This is a genomic window from Pseudomonas sp. GW821-FHT09E04 (assembly GCF_059416185.1).
Map to the genome: position 1 here is coordinate 126,904 of NZ_JBWKOR010000006.1, position 18,264 is coordinate 145,167.

The 18,264-nt window shown below is 59.2% G+C and carries 21 protein-coding genes; 7 read left to right on the forward strand and 14 right to left on the reverse strand.

The features are described 5' to 3' along the window. Positions 1 to 23: 23 nt before the first annotated feature. Positions 24 to 1,133 carry an ABC transporter ATP-binding protein gene (locus tag AC07N4_RS22225; protein WP_102620763.1) on the reverse strand — a complete coding sequence of 370 codons (1,110 nt, stop codon included), beginning with the start codon at positions 1,131 to 1,133 and terminating at the stop codon, positions 24 to 26. Further along, positions 1,130 to 2,050: an ornithine carbamoyltransferase gene (gene argF / locus AC07N4_RS22230; RefSeq protein WP_096818463.1), complete on the reverse strand. Its 921-nt coding sequence runs from the start codon at positions 2,048 to 2,050 to the stop codon at positions 1,130 to 1,132. Before argF ends, AC07N4_RS22225 begins: the two co-directional genes overlap by 4 nt. A gap of 393 nt (positions 2,051 to 2,443) precedes the next feature. Here argF and plzR point away from each other — a divergent pair, with 393 nt between their 5' ends. The 3 genes from plzR (at position 2,444) to grxD (ending at position 5,413) form a co-directional block, all read left to right on the forward strand. Continuing rightward, positions 2,444 to 2,734, forward strand: coding sequence for a PlzR type 4 pili assembly inhibitor (plzR, locus tag AC07N4_RS22235; protein WP_085730176.1), 291 nt, complete (start codon positions 2,444 to 2,446; stop codon positions 2,732 to 2,734). A 134-nt stretch (positions 2,735 to 2,868) separates the two neighbouring features. Continuing rightward, the gene (locus AC07N4_RS22240; protein WP_493066029.1) at positions 2,869 to 4,974 is read left to right on the forward strand and encodes a molybdopterin oxidoreductase family protein; all 2,106 of its coding nucleotides are present in this window, start codon (positions 2,869 to 2,871) and stop codon (positions 4,972 to 4,974) included. 97 nt (positions 4,975 to 5,071) lie between these two features. After that, positions 5,072 to 5,413: a Grx4 family monothiol glutaredoxin gene (gene grxD / locus AC07N4_RS22245; protein ID WP_003227729.1), complete on the forward strand. Its 342-nt coding sequence runs from the start codon at positions 5,072 to 5,074 to the stop codon at positions 5,411 to 5,413. A gap of 106 nt (positions 5,414 to 5,519) precedes the next feature. Here grxD and bfr read toward each other — a convergent pair whose 3' ends face one another. Together bfr and AC07N4_RS22255 are read right to left on the reverse strand one after the other, a co-directional pair. Beyond that, positions 5,520 to 5,996, reverse strand: coding sequence for a bacterioferritin (gene bfr / locus AC07N4_RS22250; protein ID WP_096818460.1), 477 nt, complete (start codon positions 5,994 to 5,996; stop codon positions 5,520 to 5,522). A 200-nt stretch (positions 5,997 to 6,196) separates the two neighbouring features. Continuing rightward, entirely contained in the window at positions 6,197 to 6,415 is a 219-nt protein-coding gene (locus AC07N4_RS22255; RefSeq protein ID WP_003227725.1) for a bacterioferritin-associated ferredoxin, read from the reverse strand. A gap of 291 nt (positions 6,416 to 6,706) precedes the next feature. Here AC07N4_RS22255 and AC07N4_RS22260 point away from each other — a divergent pair, with 291 nt between their 5' ends. Continuing rightward, positions 6,707 to 7,309, forward strand: a complete 603-nt coding sequence (locus AC07N4_RS22260; protein WP_003227723.1) for a peroxiredoxin — start codon at positions 6,707 to 6,709, stop codon at positions 7,307 to 7,309. A gap of 74 nt (positions 7,310 to 7,383) precedes the next feature. On the opposite strand, the gene rnt is transcribed toward AC07N4_RS22260, so the two are convergent. Continuing rightward, on the reverse strand, positions 7,384 to 8,058 hold the full coding sequence (gene rnt, locus AC07N4_RS22265; RefSeq protein ID WP_085709496.1) for a ribonuclease T: 675 nt from the start codon (positions 8,056 to 8,058) through the stop codon (positions 7,384 to 7,386). After that, complete coding sequence (gene pyrC / locus AC07N4_RS22270; protein ID WP_095190451.1) at positions 8,055 to 9,101, reverse strand: dihydroorotase; 1,047 nt, start codon at positions 9,099 to 9,101, stop codon at positions 8,055 to 8,057. The genes rnt and pyrC overlap by 4 nt, the downstream gene beginning before the upstream one ends. Positions 9,102 to 9,260: 159 nt before the next feature. Here pyrC and AC07N4_RS22275 point away from each other — a divergent pair, with 159 nt between their 5' ends. Together AC07N4_RS22275 and AC07N4_RS22280 are read left to right on the forward strand one after the other, a co-directional pair. Next, complete coding sequence (locus AC07N4_RS22275; RefSeq protein WP_096818459.1) at positions 9,261 to 10,169, forward strand: flagellar protein MotY; 909 nt, start codon at positions 9,261 to 9,263, stop codon at positions 10,167 to 10,169. Between the two features lie 129 nt (positions 10,170 to 10,298). Then, complete coding sequence (locus AC07N4_RS22280; protein ID WP_096818458.1) at positions 10,299 to 11,516, forward strand: argininosuccinate synthase; 1,218 nt, start codon at positions 10,299 to 10,301, stop codon at positions 11,514 to 11,516. A gap of 161 nt (positions 11,517 to 11,677) precedes the next feature. On the opposite strand, the gene AC07N4_RS22285 is transcribed toward AC07N4_RS22280, so the two are convergent. Continuing rightward, positions 11,678 to 12,262 carry a hypothetical protein gene (locus AC07N4_RS22285; RefSeq protein ID WP_102620760.1) on the reverse strand — a complete coding sequence of 195 codons (585 nt, stop codon included), beginning with the start codon at positions 12,260 to 12,262 and terminating at the stop codon, positions 11,678 to 11,680. 395 nt (positions 12,263 to 12,657) lie between these two features. Between AC07N4_RS22285 and AC07N4_RS22290 the strand changes: the two genes are divergently transcribed. Next, positions 12,658 to 13,284, forward strand: coding sequence for a response regulator transcription factor (locus AC07N4_RS22290; protein ID WP_085730184.1), 627 nt, complete (start codon positions 12,658 to 12,660; stop codon positions 13,282 to 13,284). A gap of 88 nt (positions 13,285 to 13,372) precedes the next feature. Here the strand turns inward: AC07N4_RS22290 and AC07N4_RS22295 are convergent, their stop codons facing one another. The 7 genes from AC07N4_RS22295 to AC07N4_RS22325 all read right to left on the reverse strand — a co-directional run bounded on the left by AC07N4_RS22295 (position 13,373) and on the right by AC07N4_RS22325 (position 18,219). Continuing rightward, complete coding sequence (locus AC07N4_RS22295; protein WP_096818454.1) at positions 13,373 to 13,546, reverse strand: PA3496 family putative envelope integrity protein; 174 nt, start codon at positions 13,544 to 13,546, stop codon at positions 13,373 to 13,375. 107 nt (positions 13,547 to 13,653) lie between these two features. After that, on the reverse strand, positions 13,654 to 14,292 hold the full coding sequence (gene nth / locus AC07N4_RS22300; RefSeq protein ID WP_096818452.1) for an endonuclease III: 639 nt from the start codon (positions 14,290 to 14,292) through the stop codon (positions 13,654 to 13,656). Beyond that, positions 14,289 to 14,870, reverse strand: a complete 582-nt coding sequence (locus AC07N4_RS22305; RefSeq protein ID WP_493066028.1) for an Rnf-Nqr domain containing protein — start codon at positions 14,868 to 14,870, stop codon at positions 14,289 to 14,291. Before AC07N4_RS22305 ends, nth begins: the two co-directional genes overlap by 4 nt. Next, positions 14,867 to 15,472 carry an RnfABCDGE type electron transport complex subunit G gene (locus tag AC07N4_RS22310; RefSeq protein WP_493066027.1) on the reverse strand — a complete coding sequence of 202 codons (606 nt, stop codon included), beginning with the start codon at positions 15,470 to 15,472 and terminating at the stop codon, positions 14,867 to 14,869. The genes AC07N4_RS22305 and AC07N4_RS22310 overlap by 4 nt, the downstream gene beginning before the upstream one ends. Beyond that, on the reverse strand, positions 15,469 to 16,452 hold the full coding sequence (locus tag AC07N4_RS22315; protein WP_273539298.1) for an RnfABCDGE type electron transport complex subunit D: 984 nt from the start codon (positions 16,450 to 16,452) through the stop codon (positions 15,469 to 15,471). Before AC07N4_RS22315 ends, AC07N4_RS22310 begins: the two co-directional genes overlap by 4 nt. Continuing rightward, positions 16,439 to 17,653 carry an electron transport complex subunit RsxB gene (gene rsxB, locus AC07N4_RS22320; protein WP_493066026.1) on the reverse strand — a complete coding sequence of 405 codons (1,215 nt, stop codon included), beginning with the start codon at positions 17,651 to 17,653 and terminating at the stop codon, positions 16,439 to 16,441. The genes AC07N4_RS22315 and rsxB overlap by 14 nt, the downstream gene beginning before the upstream one ends. Continuing rightward, positions 17,650 to 18,219: an electron transport complex protein RnfA gene (locus tag AC07N4_RS22325; protein WP_096818441.1), complete on the reverse strand. Its 570-nt coding sequence runs from the start codon at positions 18,217 to 18,219 to the stop codon at positions 17,650 to 17,652. Before AC07N4_RS22325 ends, rsxB begins: the two co-directional genes overlap by 4 nt. Between the last annotated feature and the right edge of the window lie 45 nt (positions 18,220 to 18,264).

An 18,264-nucleotide genomic window follows, 5' to 3' on the forward strand; every position in this document is an offset into this window, starting at 1 on the left:
CTCCCTCTTTGTTTTTGTGTAGATCAGTGTGCGGTGCTGTACCGGCGAACACCGTTTTCCACCGCCGGGATCTGCGCAGCCGTGCTGCCGGATGCCTGGAACAACACCAGATGTTCCGCCGCCACGCGAATCCCTACATCCGCACCGACCTGATGGTCTGCGTGGCTCGGGAAGATCGACTCCAGTTGCGCGCCGGTTGGCAGTTGCAGGCGATACAGGGTCGAGGCGCCGAGGAAGGTCTTGCCGACGATCCGTGCTTTCAACCCGCTGTCCGGTGCATAAACAATGTCATCCGGACGCAGCAACACATCCACCGCACCGCCGATCGGCCAGGTGTAGGCGCGATTGCCGCGCAGTTCACCGAGTTCGGTGTGCACCGATTCCGGGCTGCCGAGCTGGCCGCGAATGAAGTAACCCTGGCCAATGAAGCTGGCAACAAACGGCGTCGCCGGTTCGTGATAGAGGTTGTAGGGCGTATCCCACTGCTCCAGCCGGCCTTCCTTGAACACACCGACGTGATCGCTGACGGCAAAGGCTTCTTCCTGGTCGTGAGTCACCAGAATCGCACTGGTGCCACGGGCCTTGAGGATGTCGCGCACTTCATGGCTGAGCTTGCGTCGCAGCTCGCCGTCGAGGTTCGAGAACGGTTCGTCGAGCAGCAGCAGTTGTGGCTCCGGCGCCAGGGCGCGGGCGAGGGCGACACGTTGTTGCTGCCCGCCGGACAGCTCGTGCGGGAAGCGTTTGCCGAGGTTCTTCAGGTTGACCAGTTCCAGCAGCTCTTCGGTGACGCGCTCCTTGTTCGGGTGCTTGCGAATGCCGAAGGCGATGTTGTCCGCGACACTCAGGTGCGGGAACAGCGCGTAGTCCTGGAACACCATGCCGATCCGGCGTTTCTCCGGGGCGAGGGTGAAGCCGGCGCTGGAGATCACTTCACCGCCCAGCTGGATTTCCCCTTCGTGCACCGGTTCGAAACCGGCAATGGCGCGCAGGGTGGTGGTCTTGCCGCAGCCGGACGAGCCGAGCAGGCAACCGATGTCGCCGGCGTTGAGGTGCAGATTGAGGTTCTGCACCACACGTTGATCTTGATAGCCGCAAGCGAGGTTGCGCAGGTTCAGCAGTAATTCATGGCTCATGCGTGGTGATATGCCGGTTCGACGAGGAACTCGAGCAGGGCCTTCTGTGCGTGGAGACGGTTTTCTGCCTGATCCCAGGCGACGGAGCGCGGGTCATCAAGCAGGTCGAGGCTGATTTCTTCGCCGCGGTGGGCGGGCAGGCAGTGCAGGAACAGCACGTCCTCGGCGGCCAGGTCGAGCAGGGCGCGGGTGACCTGGAACGGCGCGAACAGCTTGAGGCGCTTGGCGGTTTCCTCTTCCTGGCCCATGGAGGTCCAGACGTCGGTGCTCACCAGATGCGCGCCGCGCACGGCGTCCTTCGGATCGCGGACGATGGTCACGCGATCACCGGCCTTGGCCAGGAATTCAGGGTTTGGCTCATAGCCTTCGGGGCAGGCGACGCGCAACTGGAAGTCGAACTGGATCGCCGCTTCTATATAGCTGTTGCACATGTTGTTGCCATCGCCGATCCAGGCCACGGTCTTGCCCTGGATCGAGCCACGGTGTTCGAGGAACGTCTGCATGTCGGCCAGCAACTGGCACGGGTGCAGGTCATCGGACAGGCCGTTGATCACCGGCACGCGGGAGTTGGCGGCAAATTCGGTCAGGGTGCTGTGGGCAAAGGTACGGATCATCACCGCATCGAGCATGCTCGACATGACGATGGCGCAGTCGCCGATGGGCTCGCCACGGCCCAGTTGGGTGTCGCGGGGCGAAAGGAAGATCGCCTGGCCACCGAGCTGGATCATGCCGGCCTCGAAGGAGATCCGGGTGCGGGTCGAGGATTTCTCGAAGATCATCCCCAGGACGCGGTTTTTCAGAGGCTCGAACAGTACGCCGCGGTTACGCAGGTCCTTGAGCTCAACGCCTCGACGGATCACGCTGACCAGCTCTTCGGGCGTGCAATCCATCAGGGAGAGAAAGTGCCTTGCGCTCATCATTGACTACCTTTTTGCTACAAACCGCAGATGCTCAAAGCCTTGTTTATCGGAACAACGGGCGAGACCTGCGGCGTAAGCCGCACGGGGCGACGAAATAGGGGGAGGCGCGATATTGACACTAAATGTCGCGTTTTTCCAATAGGCTACGATTTTTGCGGATTGTGCGGGGGTGACGAGGTCACACGAAGCGCTGGTTTGAAGCCGGATTTCCAACCCTTTGTACACTGGCGCCGCAGGGCTTGGCAATCAGGCGGGGCGGGGATGGAGCAGGCCTGGTCGGTTTGCGACCGGCCAGCCATGGATTCGCTGGTCGGATGTCAGACCTGAAACATTTGCTAAAGCAAAGTGCTGGGTTATAAATAACTCACGAGCGACGCAGGAAGCCTCCGCATGGAATCGAAAGAAAAACTGTTAATGGAATTGCTGGGCCACACGGCTCGCTCACTGACTCATCTGACCGCTTCGGTCACCTCATTGTCCTTCGAACTGCTGCGCAGTGAAGACGAAGTGGTCAAGACGGCCGGCCGCCACATGATCGATCGCATGGCCACCATCAGCACCGGGCTCGACGAGCACTGGCGACTGATCGGTGAACTCACCGGGGTGCACGTCGCCCACGAGCAGATCGAAACCATCCAGGAAATCCAGCTGGCAGCGCCGCCCCAGTTACCCTCCAGTTGATTGCGTCGGGCTATCGGCTCGCCTGATGGTCGTCGATTCACAAGACGAACGTCGCTGGCGCCGCGCCCGGCCAGGCGCCATAGTTTTGTTCCCGCAGGCGTTATTACCTGCCCAGAACAAGACAGAGACTGGCCATGACCAAGACTCTCCACCACCGTGCCTGCCACCTGTGCGAAGCCATCTGCGGCTTGAGCATTGAAACCACTGAAACCGACGGCCAAGTGCAGATCACCTCGATCAAGGGTGACGCACTGGATACCTTCAGTCGCGGGCATATCTGCCCCAAGGCTGTGGCGCTGCAAGATATCCAGAACGATCCGGATCGCCTGCGCCAACCCATGCGCCGGGTCGGCAGTGAATGGTTGCCGATCGGGTGGGAAGAGGCTTTTGAGCTGGTGGCTGAAAAGCTGTCGGCGATTCAGGCGCGTCATGGGCAGAACTCGGTTGCCGTGTATCAGGGCAATCCCAGCGTGCATAACTACGGGCTGATGACTCACAGCAATTATTTCCTCGGCCTGCTGAAAACCCGCAACCGCTATTCAGCGACGTCGGTCGACCAGTTGCCCCATCATCTGACCAGTTATTTGATGTACGGCCACGGTTTGCTGCTGCCGATCCCGGATATCGATCACACAGACTTCATGCTGATCCTGGGCGGCAACCCGCTGGCCTCCAACGGCAGCATCATGACCGTGCCGGACGTGGAAAAGCGTCTGAAGGCGATTCAGGCCCGGGGCGGCAAAGTGGTGGTGGTCGATCCGCGGCGCAGCGAGACAGCGGCGATGGCCGACCAGCACCTGTTCGTGCGTCCCGGTGGCGATGCGGCGTTGCTGTTTGGTGTGCTCAACACCCTGTTCAGCGAGGGCCTGACAACGGAAAGCCATTTGCCGGTGGACGGTCTGGACGAGGTTCGCGCAGCGGTGGCGGCGTTCACGGCCGAGGCCATGAGCCCGCTGTGCGCCGTTCCTGCCGAACAGATCCGCCAATTGGCCCGGGACTTCGCCGCGGCGCCAAGCGCCGTCTGCTACGGTCGGATGGGGGTTTCCACCCAGGCTTTCGGCACGCTGTGCCATTGGGTCGTGCAACTGATCAATCTGGTGACCGGCAACCTCGACCGCGTGGGCGGTGCACTGTGCACCGAGCCGGCGGTGGATCTGGTGGCGTCCACTTCGGGCGGGCACTTCAACAAATGGCAGAGCCGTGTCTCGGGCCGTCCCGAGTACGGCGGCGAGCTGCCTGTCTCGGCGCTGGCCGAAGAAATGCTCACCGAAGGCGAGGGCCAGATTCGTGCGCTGATCACCGTGGCCGGCAATCCGGTGCTGTCGACGCCCAACGGCCGGCAACTGGAGCAGGCGCTGGACGGGTTGGAGTTCATGGTCAGTGTCGACCTCTATATCAACGAAACCACCCGTTATGCCGACCTGATCCTGCCGTCCACCTCAGCGCTGGAAAACGATCACTACGACACCACGTTCAACCTGTTCGCGGTGCGCAACGTCACCCGTTTCAACCGGGCGATCCTTGCCAAACCCGAGGGCGCGCTGCATGACTGGGAGATCTTCGTCGGCCTGGCCAAGGCCTTTGCGGCGAAGACCGACAAGGAACTGAAGCCGACGATGCCGCCGGCGAAGATGATCGACATGGGTCTGCGCATGGGCCTGTATGGCGATGCATCCGAACACAAGTTGTCGCTGGCGACGCTGTTCGATCATCCGCACGGCGTGGATCTGGGGGCGCTGAAACCCAACCTGACACCGCGATTGAAGACCACCAATCAACGAGTCCAGGCGGCACCGCCGGAAATTCTTGCCGACCTTGCGCGCTTTTCCGCATTGCAGGCGCCGGCTGCCGATGAGCTGTTGATGATCGGCCGTCGCCATGTGCGCAGCAACAACTCGTGGATGCACAACTATCATCGACTGGTGAAGGGCAAGCCGCGTCATCAGTTGCTGATGAACCCGGAGGATCTCGCCAGTCGCGGGCTCAGCGATGGCCAGCTTGTGCGCGTAAGCTCGCGGGTCGGACAGATCGAGGTTGAAGTGCTGGGCAGTGCGGACATGATGCCGGGCGTGGTCAGCCTGCCACACGGTTGGGGCCATGCGCGCCCGGGCGTGCAGATGGCGATTGCCAGCGGCCAGCCGGGCTCCAGCGCCAACGACCTGACCGATGAGTGCCAGCTCGACGAGCTCTCGGGCAACGCGGCGCTCAATGGCGTGCCGGTGACGGTGGCGGCGGCTTGAGCATGTCTGTCGGGGAGACCGAGCAGGGCGCTCGGGATTCCGTTACAATGCGCCACCGTGCCGACCCATGAGTCGGAAAGTTCAGCCGAGGTGCTCCATGGATATCATCGAAACGATTAAAGAGCAGATTGCCAACAACACCATTCTGCTTTACATGAAAGGCTCGCCGAATGCCCCGCAGTGTGGCTTCTCCGCGAAAGCTGCGCAGGCTGTGATGGGCTGTGGCGAGAAGTTCGCCTACGTCGACATCCTGCAGAACCCGGAAATCCGTGCCAACCTGCCGAAGTACGCCAACTGGCCGACTTTCCCGCAGTTGTGGGTAGGCGGTGAACTGGTCGGCGGCAGCGACATCATGGCTGAAATGTTCGCCAACGGTGAGCTGCAGACTCTGGTCAAGGAAGCATCCGCCAAGGCTGCTGCGGCCAAGTCCGAAGCCTGATTGGTTTCTGCCCGGATTTCGGTGAGTCTGAAGTCCGGGCAATAAAAAGCCCCGCCTCTCGAAAGAGGGCGGGGCTTTTTAGTGTCTCGAGTTTAGCGCTCGCTAATTACTCGTCTTCGCCCATCTGCGATTGCAGATAGTTCTCAAGACCGACTTTATCGATCAGGCCCAGTTGGGTTTCCAGCCAGTCGATGTGTTCTTCTTCGGATTCGAGAATGTCTTCAAGCAGTTCGCGGCTGCCGAAGTCACCAACCGATTCGCAATGAGCGATGGCGGTCTTCAGATCGGCATGGCCGGTGCGCTCGATACGCAGGTCGCACTCCAGCATTTCCTTGGTGTGCTCGCCGATGTGCAGCTTGCCCAGGTCCTGCACGTTCGGCAGGCCTTCGAGGAACAGGATGCGCTTGATCAGCTTGTCCGCGTGCTTCATCTCGTCGATGGATTCTTTGTACTCGTGCTTGCCGAGCTTGTTCAGGCCCCAATCTTCATACATGCGCGCATGCAGGAAGTACTGATTGATCGCGACCAGCTCATTGGCAAGGATCTTGTTGAGATGCTGGATGACTGTTACGTCGCCTTTCATGATGGGAGTCCTGCCCTAAGTAGCGGTATATAAGGCGGAGTTTGAGCTTGGTACTTATAAGTGTCAAACCTAAGTTATTGAATAATATATGAAAATTAATCGGAATAAGAATGTTTGTGTTCCGCGTCTAGTCGCTAAGCAATTGATTTTCAGGCATAAAAAAAACCGGACATAAGCCCGGTTCTTTGAAATGGGTGCAATTACGCGGCAGTAAATTCTACAGGGTAGGGGATCGCGGCCTGGGCGGTTTGCAGCTTGGTCAGGGTTTCGCGTACCACTTCCTTCGCGAGGCAGGCACATTTGCCGCATTGGCTGGCTACGCCGGTGGCCTGACGGACTTCTTTATAGCTGCAGCAACCTTCATAGATCGCTTCGCGGATCTGTCCGTCGGTGACGCCAGTGCAGAGGCAAACATACATAAGTGAGAACCGTCGCTGGTTGTGGCTCAATTGCGATGGATCTTAATGTTAACGAGAATGATTGTCAAAGTGCTTTCCCAACGGTTTTCATCGCCAACGGCTGTGACTGACGAACGGTGGTGCATGGCTGAATGCCAGCCGGGATTTCGCGAAAAACCGTTAAGGACAGTCGAAAAACGCAGTGTATGATGGTCGGCCCTTGCGAAGGGGGTTCGTGTCACAGGGCTGTCGCCTGAGGGTGGCAGGCTGGCGCGAACCCTGAACTTCAAGTTTCTACACCAGGAGATATCAATGAGCGTACTCGTAGGCAAACAAGCCCCTGACTTCACCGTCCCGGCCGTACTCGGCAATGGCGAGATCGTTGACAGCTTCACCCTGTCCTCGGCCATCAAAGGCAAATACGGCCTGGTGTTCTTCTACCCGCTGGACTTCACCTTCGTCTGCCCGTCCGAGCTGATCGCTCTGGACAACCGCATGGCCGACTTCAAGGCGCGCAACGTAGAAGTGATCGCTGTGTCGATCGACTCGCACTTCACCCACAACGCCTGGCGCAACACCCCGGTCAACAATGGCGGCATCGGCCAGGTGAAATACACCATGGCTGCCGACATGAAGCACGACATCGCCAAGGCCTACGACGTTGAATCCGAAGGCGGCGTGGCTTTCCGTGGCGCGTTCCTGATCGACGACAAAGGCGTTGTCCGCTCGCAGATCATCAACGACCTGCCGCTGGGCCGTAACATGGAAGAGCTGATCCGTCTGGTCGACGCTCTGCAATTCCACGAAGAGCACGGCGAAGTCTGCCCTGCCAACTGGAAAAAAGGCGACAAAGGCATGAACGCTTCGCCAGAAGGCGTTGCGGCTTACCTGACCGAGAACGCTGCTGCCCTGTAAGGCGCAACGTCGAGGTACAAAAAAACCGGCTCTTGAGCCGGTTTTTTCATGCGCGGGATTTAATCCGACGACCCTCAGTCGTCGAAGTCTTCCCAGCCGCCCATCTGTTTCCAGCGGTTGACGATGCCGCAGAACAGCTCGGCCGTCTTTTCGGTGTCGTAACGCGCGGAGTGCGCTTCACGGCCATCGAAATCGATGTCGGCTGCCTGACAGGCCTTGGCCAGCACGGTCTGACCGTACGCCAGACCCGCGAGGGTTGCGGTGTCGAAGCTGGAGAACGGATGAAACGGGTTGCGCTTCATGTCCAGCCGCGCAACGGCGGCATTGAGGAAGCCGAGGTCGAAGCTGCTGTTGTGGCCGACCAGGATCGCCCGCTTGCAACCGTTGGCCTTCAAGGCCTTGCGCACGCCACGGAAGATATCGGTCAGGGCCGTCTCTTCGCTGACCGCCATGCGCAACGGGTGATCGAGCTTGATCCCGGTGAACTCCAGCGCGGCCGCTTCGATGTTGGCGCCTTCGAATGGCTCGACACGGAAGAAGTAGGTGTGGTCCGGGTAAACGAAACCCTTTTCATCCATGGCGATGGTGGTCGCGGCAATCTCCAGCAATGCGTCGGTGGCCGAGTTGAAACCACCGGTCTCTACGTCGACGACAACCGGCAGGTAGCCGCGAAAGCGTGCTGCCATTGGATGGCGTGAACCGCCGCCACCTTGACCGTCCAGTTCGTCGTCGAAATGGTCTTCACTCACGCGTGTTCCTCCAGCAGGCGCCAGCGCAGTTTTTCACCGGCGCGCAGCGGGATAACGGTCAGCTCGCCGAAGGGCAGGCTGGTCGGGGCGGTCCATTCTTCACGGACCAGGGTAATGCGATCGGTGTTCGCCGGCAGGCCGTAGAAACGCGGGCCGTTGAGACTGGCGAAGGCTTCGAGCTTGTCCAGCGCATTGCGCTGTTCAAAGGCTTCGGCATACAACTCGATGGCGGCGTACGCGGTGTAGCAGCCGGCGCAGCCGCAGGCGGCTTCCTTGGCGTGCTGGGCGTGCGGCGCCGAGTCGGTGCCGAGGAAGAACTTCGCGCTGCCGCTGGTGGCGGCGTCGAGCAGGGCTTCCTGGTGGGTATTGCGCTTGAGGATCGGCAGGCAATAGAAGTGCGGCCGGATTCCGCCTACCAGCATGTGGTTGCGGTTGTAGAGCAGGTGATGCGCGGTGATCGTCGCGCCAACGTTGGCCGAAGCCTCGTTGACGAACTGCACGGCGTCGCCGGTGGTGATGTGTTCGAACACGACCTTGAGCGTCGGGAAACGCTCGACCACACGACGCATGTGCTCGTCGATGAAGATTTTCTCGCGGTCGAACACGTCGACGTCGCCACGGGTGACTTCACCGTGGATCAACAGCGGCATGCCGACTTCGGCCATGGCTTCCAGCGCCGGGAAGATCTTGTCGATGCTGGTGACCCCGGAATCGGAGTTGGTGGTGGCGCCGGCCGGGTACAACTTGGCCGCGTGGACAAAACCGCTGGCCTTGGCTTCACGAATTTCTTCGGGCTGGGTACGGTCGGTGAGGTACAGCACCATCAACGGCTCGAAACGACTGCCGGCCGGGCGGGCAGCGAGAATCCGCTGGCGATAGCCGTCGGCTTCAGCGGCGTTGCGCACCGGAGGTACCAGGTTAGGCATGATGATCGCGCGACCAAAGGTGCGCGCAACATCTGCAACGGTATTGGTCAACACGGCACCATCGCGAAGATGAATGTGCCAGTCGTCGGGACGCAGCAGGGTCAGGCGGTCGGACATGAGGGGATTCCAGGCGGGTCAAACTGAGGCGAATGCTACCGGAAAAGACTCTTGCAGGCACTCGCTATCAAGTTTTGCGACGAGCGTCCGATATCCCATAGGTATGCCGTAAACATGTATGTATCGGTCTTTTTGTTGTAGAAGCCAATGGAGCCTCCCGTGCGCCAGCGTTATTTAGCCTTGCTCAGTGTGTTTGCCAGCCTTCCGGCGATGGCGCTGACCTACCAGACCCGTCTGGAGAACATTGAGTGGACGGTCGAGGGCGACAAGTTCGAATGCCGCCTGACGCAGCCGATCACCGATTTCGGCTCAGGCCAGTTCGTGCGCAAGGCCGGCGAGCAGGCGACATTCCGTCTGAACGCCTACAACGCCATGCTCGGCGGCGGTTCGGCGACCTTGATGGCGGCAGCGGCGCCCTGGCAGCCGGGCCGTGGCGATATCAATCTGGGCACGGTCAGGATCGGCAGTGGCAATATCCTGTTCAACAGTTCTCAGGCGCAGGCCGGGCAACTGATCAGCGGCCTGATGGACGGGCGCAGCCCCGTGGTGCGCCATGCATCGGGCGATGGCCGTGTGTCGGAAGTGCGTCTGTTGCCGGTCAAGTTCAGCAAGGCGTTCAACGACTATCAGGCCTGCGTGGCGAAACTGCTCCCGCAGAATTTCGAGCAGGTCAAGCAATCACAGATCGGTTTCCCCGGCGAAGGCATCGAACTGGACGCCGCCGCCAAGGCCAAGCTGCAAGTCATGCTCGAATATATGAAGGCCGATCCGACGGTCAACCACATCGAGCTCGACGGCCACTCCGACAACAGCGGCAATCGCCTGACCAACCGCGAGCTGTCGCGCCGGCGCGCCCTGGCGGTGGTCGACTTCTTCAAGGCCAACGGCATCCAGGAATCGCAGATCACCGTGCGCTTCCATGGTGAGCGTTACCCGTTGGTGCCAAACACCAATGCCGCCAACCGGGCCAAGAACCGTCGGGTCAACGTGCACCTTGCGCGGGTGGCACCGACTACCGCTCCTGCACCTCAGGCCAGCACACCGGCCAACGCTGCGGCGACGTCCTGACCCGCCGGTCATCGTCGCCCTCTCGACAGATTCTGTCGCTTTGTCGTCTTAAGCTGTCGCGCCTCTGTAAATTATCGCGTTTGAGCGGTAGACTCCTCGGCTTTCCGTAGAACCCCGTGGAGTGATGGCATGGCGGACGTAAACAAGGTCGTTCTGGCGTATTCCGGCGGCCTGGACACTTCGGTGATCCTCAAGTGGCTGCAGGATACTTATAACTGTGAAGTCGTGACCTTCACCGCTGACCTGGGTCAGGGCGAAGAGGTCGAACCGGCTCGCGCCAAGGCCCAGGCCATGGGCGTCAAAGAAATCTACATCGACGACCTGCGCGAAGAATTCGTGCGTGACTTCGTGTTCCCGATGTTCCGTGCCAACACCGTTTACGAAGGCGAGTACCTGCTGGGTACTTCCATCGCGCGTCCGCTGATTGCCAAGCGTCTGATCGAAATCGCCAACGAAACCGGCGCCGACGCCATTTCCCACGGCGCAACCGGCAAGGGCAACGACCAGGTCCGTTTCGAACTGGGTGCCTACGCGCTCAAGCCAGGCGTAAAAGTGATTGCCCCTTGGCGCGAGTGGGACCTGCTGTCCCGCGAGAAACTGATGGACTACGCCGAGAAGCACGCGATCCCGATCGAGCGCCACGGCAAGAAGAAATCCCCGTACTCGATGGATGCCAACCTGCTGCACATCTCCTATGAAGGCGGCGTGCTGGAAGACACCTGGACCGAGCACGAAGAAGACATGTGGCGCTGGACTGTCTCCCCGGAGAACGCACCTGACAAGCCGCAATACCTGGAACTGACCTACCGCAACGGCGACATCGTCGCTCTGGACGGCGTCGAAATGACTCCGGCCACCGTACTGGCGACCCTGAACAAGATCGGTGGCCAACACGGCATCGGCCGTCTCGACATCGTCGAGAACCGTTATGTCGGCATGAAGTCCCGTGGCTGCTACGAAACCCCGGGCGGCACCATCATGCTGCGCGCTCACCGCGCCATCGAGTCGATCACCCTGGACCGCGAAGTCGCTCACTTGAAAGACGAGCTGATGCCGAAGTACGCCAGCCTGATCTACACCGGTTACTGGTGGAGCCCGGAGCGTCTGATGCTGCAACAGATGATCGACGCCTCCCAGGTCAACGTGAATGGCGTCGTGCGCCTGAAGCTGTACAAGGGCAACGTGATCGTGACCGGCCGCAAGTCCGACGATTCGCTGTTCGACGCCAACATCGCGACCTTCGAAGAAGACGGCGGCGCCTACAACCAGGCCGACGCGGCGGGCTTCATCAAGCTCAACGCGCTGCGTATGCGCATTGCTGCCAACAAAGGCCGCAAGCTGTTCTGAGTCCTTCGGACCAGACGTGAAATAGCGGTCTTGTCGTTCTGACAAGACCGCTATGCTGCAAAACCCTTCTGTTTACCTGATCGTAGTGGATCAGCGTTCCCGAACTCATCTGTTGTACTGTGCGCATCGCATTGATGTACTTCGTGTCTCTGCGCCTCAATTTAAACTCTTCCCAATACACTGATGTTCTGCGCTTGAACGTCGTAAATAATACAATACGTCGTCCCTGTGGTTTTCCTTCCTCGCTTGAGCGATTTGGCGATGTTTTCTTTCGGTAAAATGTCTGACATATCATCTGTTAAAACGAGGAATATTCTGAGCGAGTGCTTGGCGGGTTGTGGGATTTTTTCCAGGAGTGTGTTTATTTTTGATTCGGCGTTCATGCCCCGAATGTCGATGATACACAGCGTACTCAGCGGTTTCGGTAGTTTTACAGTCTGAATTCCGGTAACGGGTTGGTCACCCGGTTCTCCGGGGAAATCAATGTTGTTATCTTCAAATGCTTTCAGAAAGTTCTTGTCGTCATCAAAGTCCGAAGGTGCATAAAGGGATCGGTAGTTGAAGTTCAAGGTGATGAAAAACAGGAACAGTAAATAGAATGGAAAACTGATCAGAAACCAGATGTAGATTTCCCGTTCGTCATTGTCAAGAAAGGGCAGGGACACCGCTGCGGACGTTTCGGAGATGAACGCGAATATGGCAATGACACTGATGGGGTTGGTGATTTTCTTGTTGATCTTTAACATATTCTTTACTCATGAGTATGATCTTTCTCGTCATGTTGGAATGTTGGAGTTGTTGTAAGGGGAATGGAGGCTTTTTGTCCCCGATGTCTGGTATTTATATTAAAAACGGCCGGGTGGATATAAATATGTTGTTTCGGTTTTTTGTCGTGTCGAGTCCCTCTTTTCAGGATTCGCTACTCGATAAGCCGGTGTTGCAGGTTAAATAATTTTCAAGTGGTCACTTGGTCTGGATGTCTTGTCGCTACATTTATGAGTCTTTTCTGTAGGAGAAATCTTTATTGCCTGTAGGAAGTGTCTCTCGCTGCCAATGCAAGGGAACTTCGCTATGCCATGGGTGAAATGACTACGTTATTGTGCCGGTTCTAAAAATTCGAACAGCGAAACTGGACTTGCCCATGAATAAAGTGCTGATCGTGGATGATCACCCGGTCATTCGTCTTGCGGTGCGTATGCTGATGGAACGTCATGGCTACGAAGTCATTGCAGAAACGGATAACGGAGTGGATGCATTACAACTGGCTCGCGACCAGATGCCCGATATTGTCATTCTGGATATCGGTATACCGAAACTTGATGGACTGGAAGTCATTGCGCGTCTTACAACCAGCGCGATGCCTTTGAAAGTGCTGGTGTTGACGTCCCAGGCCCCGGGCCATTTTTCCATGCGCTGCATGCAGTCGGGAGCGGCGGGATATGTTTGCAAACAACAGGACCTGACCGAGCTGCTCAGCGCTATCAAGGCTGTGCTGTCCGGGTACAGCTATTTTCCGAATCAGGCGTTGCACACCGTACGCACCAGCCTGGGCAATGCCAGTGAAGCCGACATGGTCGATCGTTTGTCCGGGCGCGAGATGATGGTGTTGCAGCAGTTGGCACGCGGCAAGACCAACAAGGAAATCGCCGATGGCATGTTTCTCAGCAACAAGACCGTCAGCACCTACAAGACGCGGTTGCTGCTGAAGCTCAATGCGCGTTCACTGGTGGATCTGATCGAACTTGCCCAGCGCAATGGCCTGGTCTGACCGCTTCAGTCGCTGACGGATCCTGGGCAGGTCGGCATCAGCTTGCAGCAGAAACGAAAAAGCCTCCGTTGCGGGAGGCTTTCAAATGTCAGAGATCAAAGTCGTAATCGGCCAATTGCTTCTGCAGTCGGCGCTCCTCAAGCATGTTATCGATGGTGCGGCGTTTGCTCAGGTTGGTCTTGGCGACCTCAACCACCGGTTCGTCGTCCGACTCCGCGACGAAATCGTCTTCTACGTCCACTTGCTCTTTGCTGGTGCTCATAAGGTTAACTCCAGGCTAAGGCTGCCTTTGGCGCTCCTTATATCGATATTCCAGCAGATCGTAAAAAAGATTTTTTCAATCGCAATATCAATAAACTTAATAGACGCTCAATCGTCCGAAGTTTTGTCCTTGTATTCGCACAAGTCTTCGATCCGACAGCTGCCGCACCGCGGCTTGCGGGCCAGGCACACGTAGCGCCCGTGAAGAATGAGCCAGTGGTGCGAATCGAGCAGGTATTGCTTGGGTACAAACTTCATCAGTTTGTTTTCCACCTCTACCACGTTTTTGCCCGGCGCAATACCGGTGCGGTTACTGACCCGAAAAATGTGGGTGTCCACCGCCATCGTCAATTGACGGAACGCGGTGTTGAGCACGACGTTGGCAGTCTTGCGGCCGACGCCGGGCAGGGCTTCCAGCGCTTCGCGCGTCTGTGGGACTTCGCCATTGTGCAACTCGACCAGCATGCGACAGGTCTCGATCACGTTTTTGGCCTTGCTGTTATAGAGGCCGATGGTCTTGATGTACTCGGACAAACCTTCGACGCCCAAGGCATGAATGGCGGCCGGCGTGTTGGCCACCGGGTAAAGCTTCGCCGTCGCCTTGTTCACCCCGACGTCAGTCGATTGTGCGGACAGAATCACCGCGATCAACAACTCGAAAGGCGAAGAGTAGGCAAGTTCGGTCTTGGGTTCGGGATTGTCCTCGTGAAGCCTGCGGAAGATCTCCAGACGTTTTGCGGCATTCATGGGTGATGCGTTTCCTCGGATAGGGCGGCAGGGCGAGAACAGGCCTGACGGGCGGCGAGCACCAGCCCCAGCAGTATGAAGGCGCCGGGAGCCAGCGTCGCGAAATGCAGGCCGTCGCCGAACAGAATAAAACCTTGCCAGTGATCCGACAGGTGATGGCCGATGCTGCCCTGACCGAGAAGCTCGCGCAATACCGCCAGCACGGTCATCAGGGCGGCGAACAAGCCACACAGTTTCAGGCGTCCTCGGGCTGGCAGTCGAAAGAATCCATTGTGTTCCAGGATGACGCACTGCAAACCGATCAGGCCGGCGTAAAGGCTGCTCAGTTGTTGCCACTGCATAGCGGCGCGCTGCAGCAGAATATCGGCGCACCCCGCCAGTGTTGCGGCCAGCACCAGACTGACCGGCAACAGGCTCTCGGAGCTCAGTCGAGTCCGCAGTGCTGTCATGCACAAACCGTAAGCATTCACCACAACGGCGAACATCAGCAGGATCGCCAGTGCGCCAGCCACGGAGTCAGTGGCGCCGATCAACAGCACCAGCATCATTGAGTTCGACAGAGTCGCTGATGCGTTCATGGCGCGCTCCCCAGCAGGGTCGTCCGGTGGTCGTCGAAATAACGCAGAGCATCGTGAATGGCGCTGATGGCCGCGCGGGAAGTGATGGTTGCGCCAGCGATCTGGTCAAATTGCCCCTGATCCTTTTTCAAGGCCCATCCGGCATCGGTCGGTTGGCTGCTGGATTTGCCGATAAACGCTTGCAACCAGCTATTTGGCCAGTCACCGAGATGCCCGCCCAGCGCCGGCGTTTCAGTTTGCTCAAGGGTTTTCACGCCGAGCAATCGGCCATTGGCATCGATGGCAATCAGCAACTCGATGCGACCCGCATAACCCTCGGTCTGGCTGCGCAGCAGCACCGCCACGGGTTGGCCGGCCCTGGTCGCCCGATAACCGCCCAGCAACTCGCTGTGGCTCAGGTGGGGGTCGGTCAGTGCCAGAGGCTGTTCCAGAGGCTGATTGTCGTAGGCGTCGACTGAAAGTACATCCAGCAGTTTGCGACTTTCGAGCTGGCGCTGTTCGGCGGCGATGTGCGGCGCATTGCTGCGTTGCACAACATAAGTCGCGCCGACACCAATCGTTGCCAGCAGCGCCAGGGTGATCAGGCTGCTTGTGCGGTTCATGGCATCACCTGCGACTGACGAGCGGCTGCAATGCGTTCCAGCGCCGGCACGCACAGATTCATCAGCAACACTGAGAACGCCACGCCATCCGGATAGCCGCCCCAGGTGCGAATCAGATAGGTCAGCAGGCCGACGCCCACGCCGAACAACAAGCGGGCGAGCGGACTCTTTGCCCCCGACACCGGTTCAGTGACGATGAAGAACGCACCCAGCATGGTCGCGCCACTCAGCAGATGAAACAGCGGCGAGCCATGAGCGTCGGACCCCGAACCGTTCCAGCACAGCAGGCTGATGACGAACAGGCTGGCGAGCATGCCGACCGGTGCGTGCCAGCCGATCACCCGGCGCTGTAGCAGCAACAGTCCACCGGCAAGAAATGCCAGGTTCACCCACTCCACGCCATGCCCGCCGAAGCGGCCGAATGCCGGGTTGCTGGCAAACAATTCATCGATGGTCAGGCTTTTGTTGATGCGCAGGCTGTCCAGCGCCGTGGCCTGGACCCAGGCGTCCGGCGCCACGCCCAGGTTGAACACCTGTTCAATGGCCGTCGTCAGATCCATGCCATGGGCCGGCCAATGGGTCATCGGCTGCGGGAACATCACCATCGCGAAAGCAAAACCGAGCATGGCCGGATTGAAAGGGTTTCTGCCCACGCCACCGTACAAGTGTTTGCCTAACAGCAGGCCCAAGCCGATCGCCGTGACCGTCAGCCACCACGGGCAGTAAGGCGGCAAGGCGATTGCCAGCAGTGTGGCGCTGACCACTGCGCTGCCATCGGTGAGAGTGGCTTGCACCGGCTGCCGGCGCAGACGAGTCACGGCGGCTTCGACGCTCAAGGCTGTGACGACGGACAGGATCAGGTTGATCAGCACGCCCCAGCCGTAAAACCAGAACAACGCCAACAACCCCGGCAATGTCGCCAGCAAAACCAGCTTCATTGCCTGTTGCAGGCGTTCGTCTCTGGTTTCAATGGATGACATGGGCTTCTACCTGCCGCTCCGCCTCTTGCAGGCGGGTGCGGGCCTTGTCGAGGATCTCGGCTGGCGTGCCGTCACGTCGTTGCAGTTTGTTCAGGTCGGCGCGAGCGTAGGCCAGTTCGGTTTTCAGCTGACGAAGCTGGTTGTCGATCGGACGTTTCTCCACGCGCACAAGGTCGGGCAGCGGTTGATCGCTCGCGGCTTCGGCGTCGTGCAACGCTTGTTCGGCATCACGCAGTGCTTGTTCCAGCGCTGCAATCTGCTCCGGCGGAGCCTCTGCGGTCTGCGCCTTTTTCAGCTCGGCACGGCGCATCGCCAACTGGATTTTCGCCCGTTTCAAGTCGGCGTCTTTTGCTGGGGCTGTCACGACCGGCGCAGGTGCGGCGCTGCTTTCCAGTTTCGCCAGCGCTTGTTCGGCGGCTTCGAACTGCTGTTGCAATACGATCAATTGCGACTGTTGTTCGAAGGTCGGCGGATGACCGAAGGCTTTCAACGATTTGTGCAATTGAGCGCGGCTCATCGCCACATCGATCTTGGCCTTCTTCAGCGCGGCGTCGGCTGTCGCGGCTTTCTGCGCACGTACCCGTTCCAGCGCCGCTTGCACCGGATCGAGCGTGGTGGCTGCGACTTCAACCTGCGCCGCACGTTTCGCACGGGCTTCGCGTTCGGCCTGCTTCTGCTGTTCCTCTCTTTGCAATCGGGCGTTACGCCGTTCGAAGCGTTGCCGGGCGTGATCGCGCTTGGCGGTACGCGCCTGTTGTTCTTCGAGGCTGCTGGCCAGGCCGCCCACCACTGGCAGCGTTCCGAGCGGCAGCGGGTGCATCTCGATGCAATCGACGGGGCAAGGCGCCACGCACAGATCGCAACCGGTGCACTCGTCGATGATCACCGTGTGCATCAGTTTCGCCGCGCCGACGATGGCGTCGATCGGGCAGGCCTGGATGCACTTGGTGCAGCCGATGCACTCGGCTTCACGGATGAACGCCACTTGCGGCGGCGCTGAGCCACGGCTGATATCCAGTTCCAGCACCGGAATTTTCAGCAGTTCGGCCAGTGCCGCGATGGTTTCGTCACCACCCGGCGGGCACTTGTTGATCGGCTCGCCGTCGGCGATGCCTTCAGCGTAGGGTTTGCATCCGGGATGGCCGCATTTGCCGCATTGGGTCTGCGGCAGCAAGGCATCGATGCGTTGAATCAGACTCATGTTTTGATCAGTCCACTGAATCCGAGAAAAGCCACGGCCATCAATCCGGCGCCGATCAACTGGATCGGCAGGCCACGAAAGGGCAGAGGAATATCGTTGTCGGCCGTGCGCTCACGCAAATCGCTGAACAGGCTCAACACCAGCCAGAAACCCAGACCGGCGCCAAGGCTCAGCGCAGTTGCATGAAACAGGCCTTTATCCGTTTGCGCGTTGATCAGCGTCAGCCCCAGCACACCGGCATTGCCCAGCAGCAACGGCCACAAACCGTCGAACGGCAGGGCGGGTCGCCAGCGCGCCAGCAACTTCAGCAACGGTGTGATCAGCAGGACGCTCAGCGGCAGGAATACGAATAGACGCAGGAATTCCAGTTGCAATGGCACCAGCAGCCAATGCCAGATCGCGTAACCCGCCACACCGACAATCAACATCAGACACAACGTCGCCAGCCCCAGCGCATGCACCTGACGGCGCTCGCCAGCCAGCAGCGGATCGACGCCCAGCGGCCGGTGCAACACGAAGTTGTTGATCAGCGCAGCACTGAAGAGCGTAAGCACGAGTTCGGTCATGGTTCTGCCGGTGAGAGCGGGCGGGTGTCACTTAAGATTAGGCAT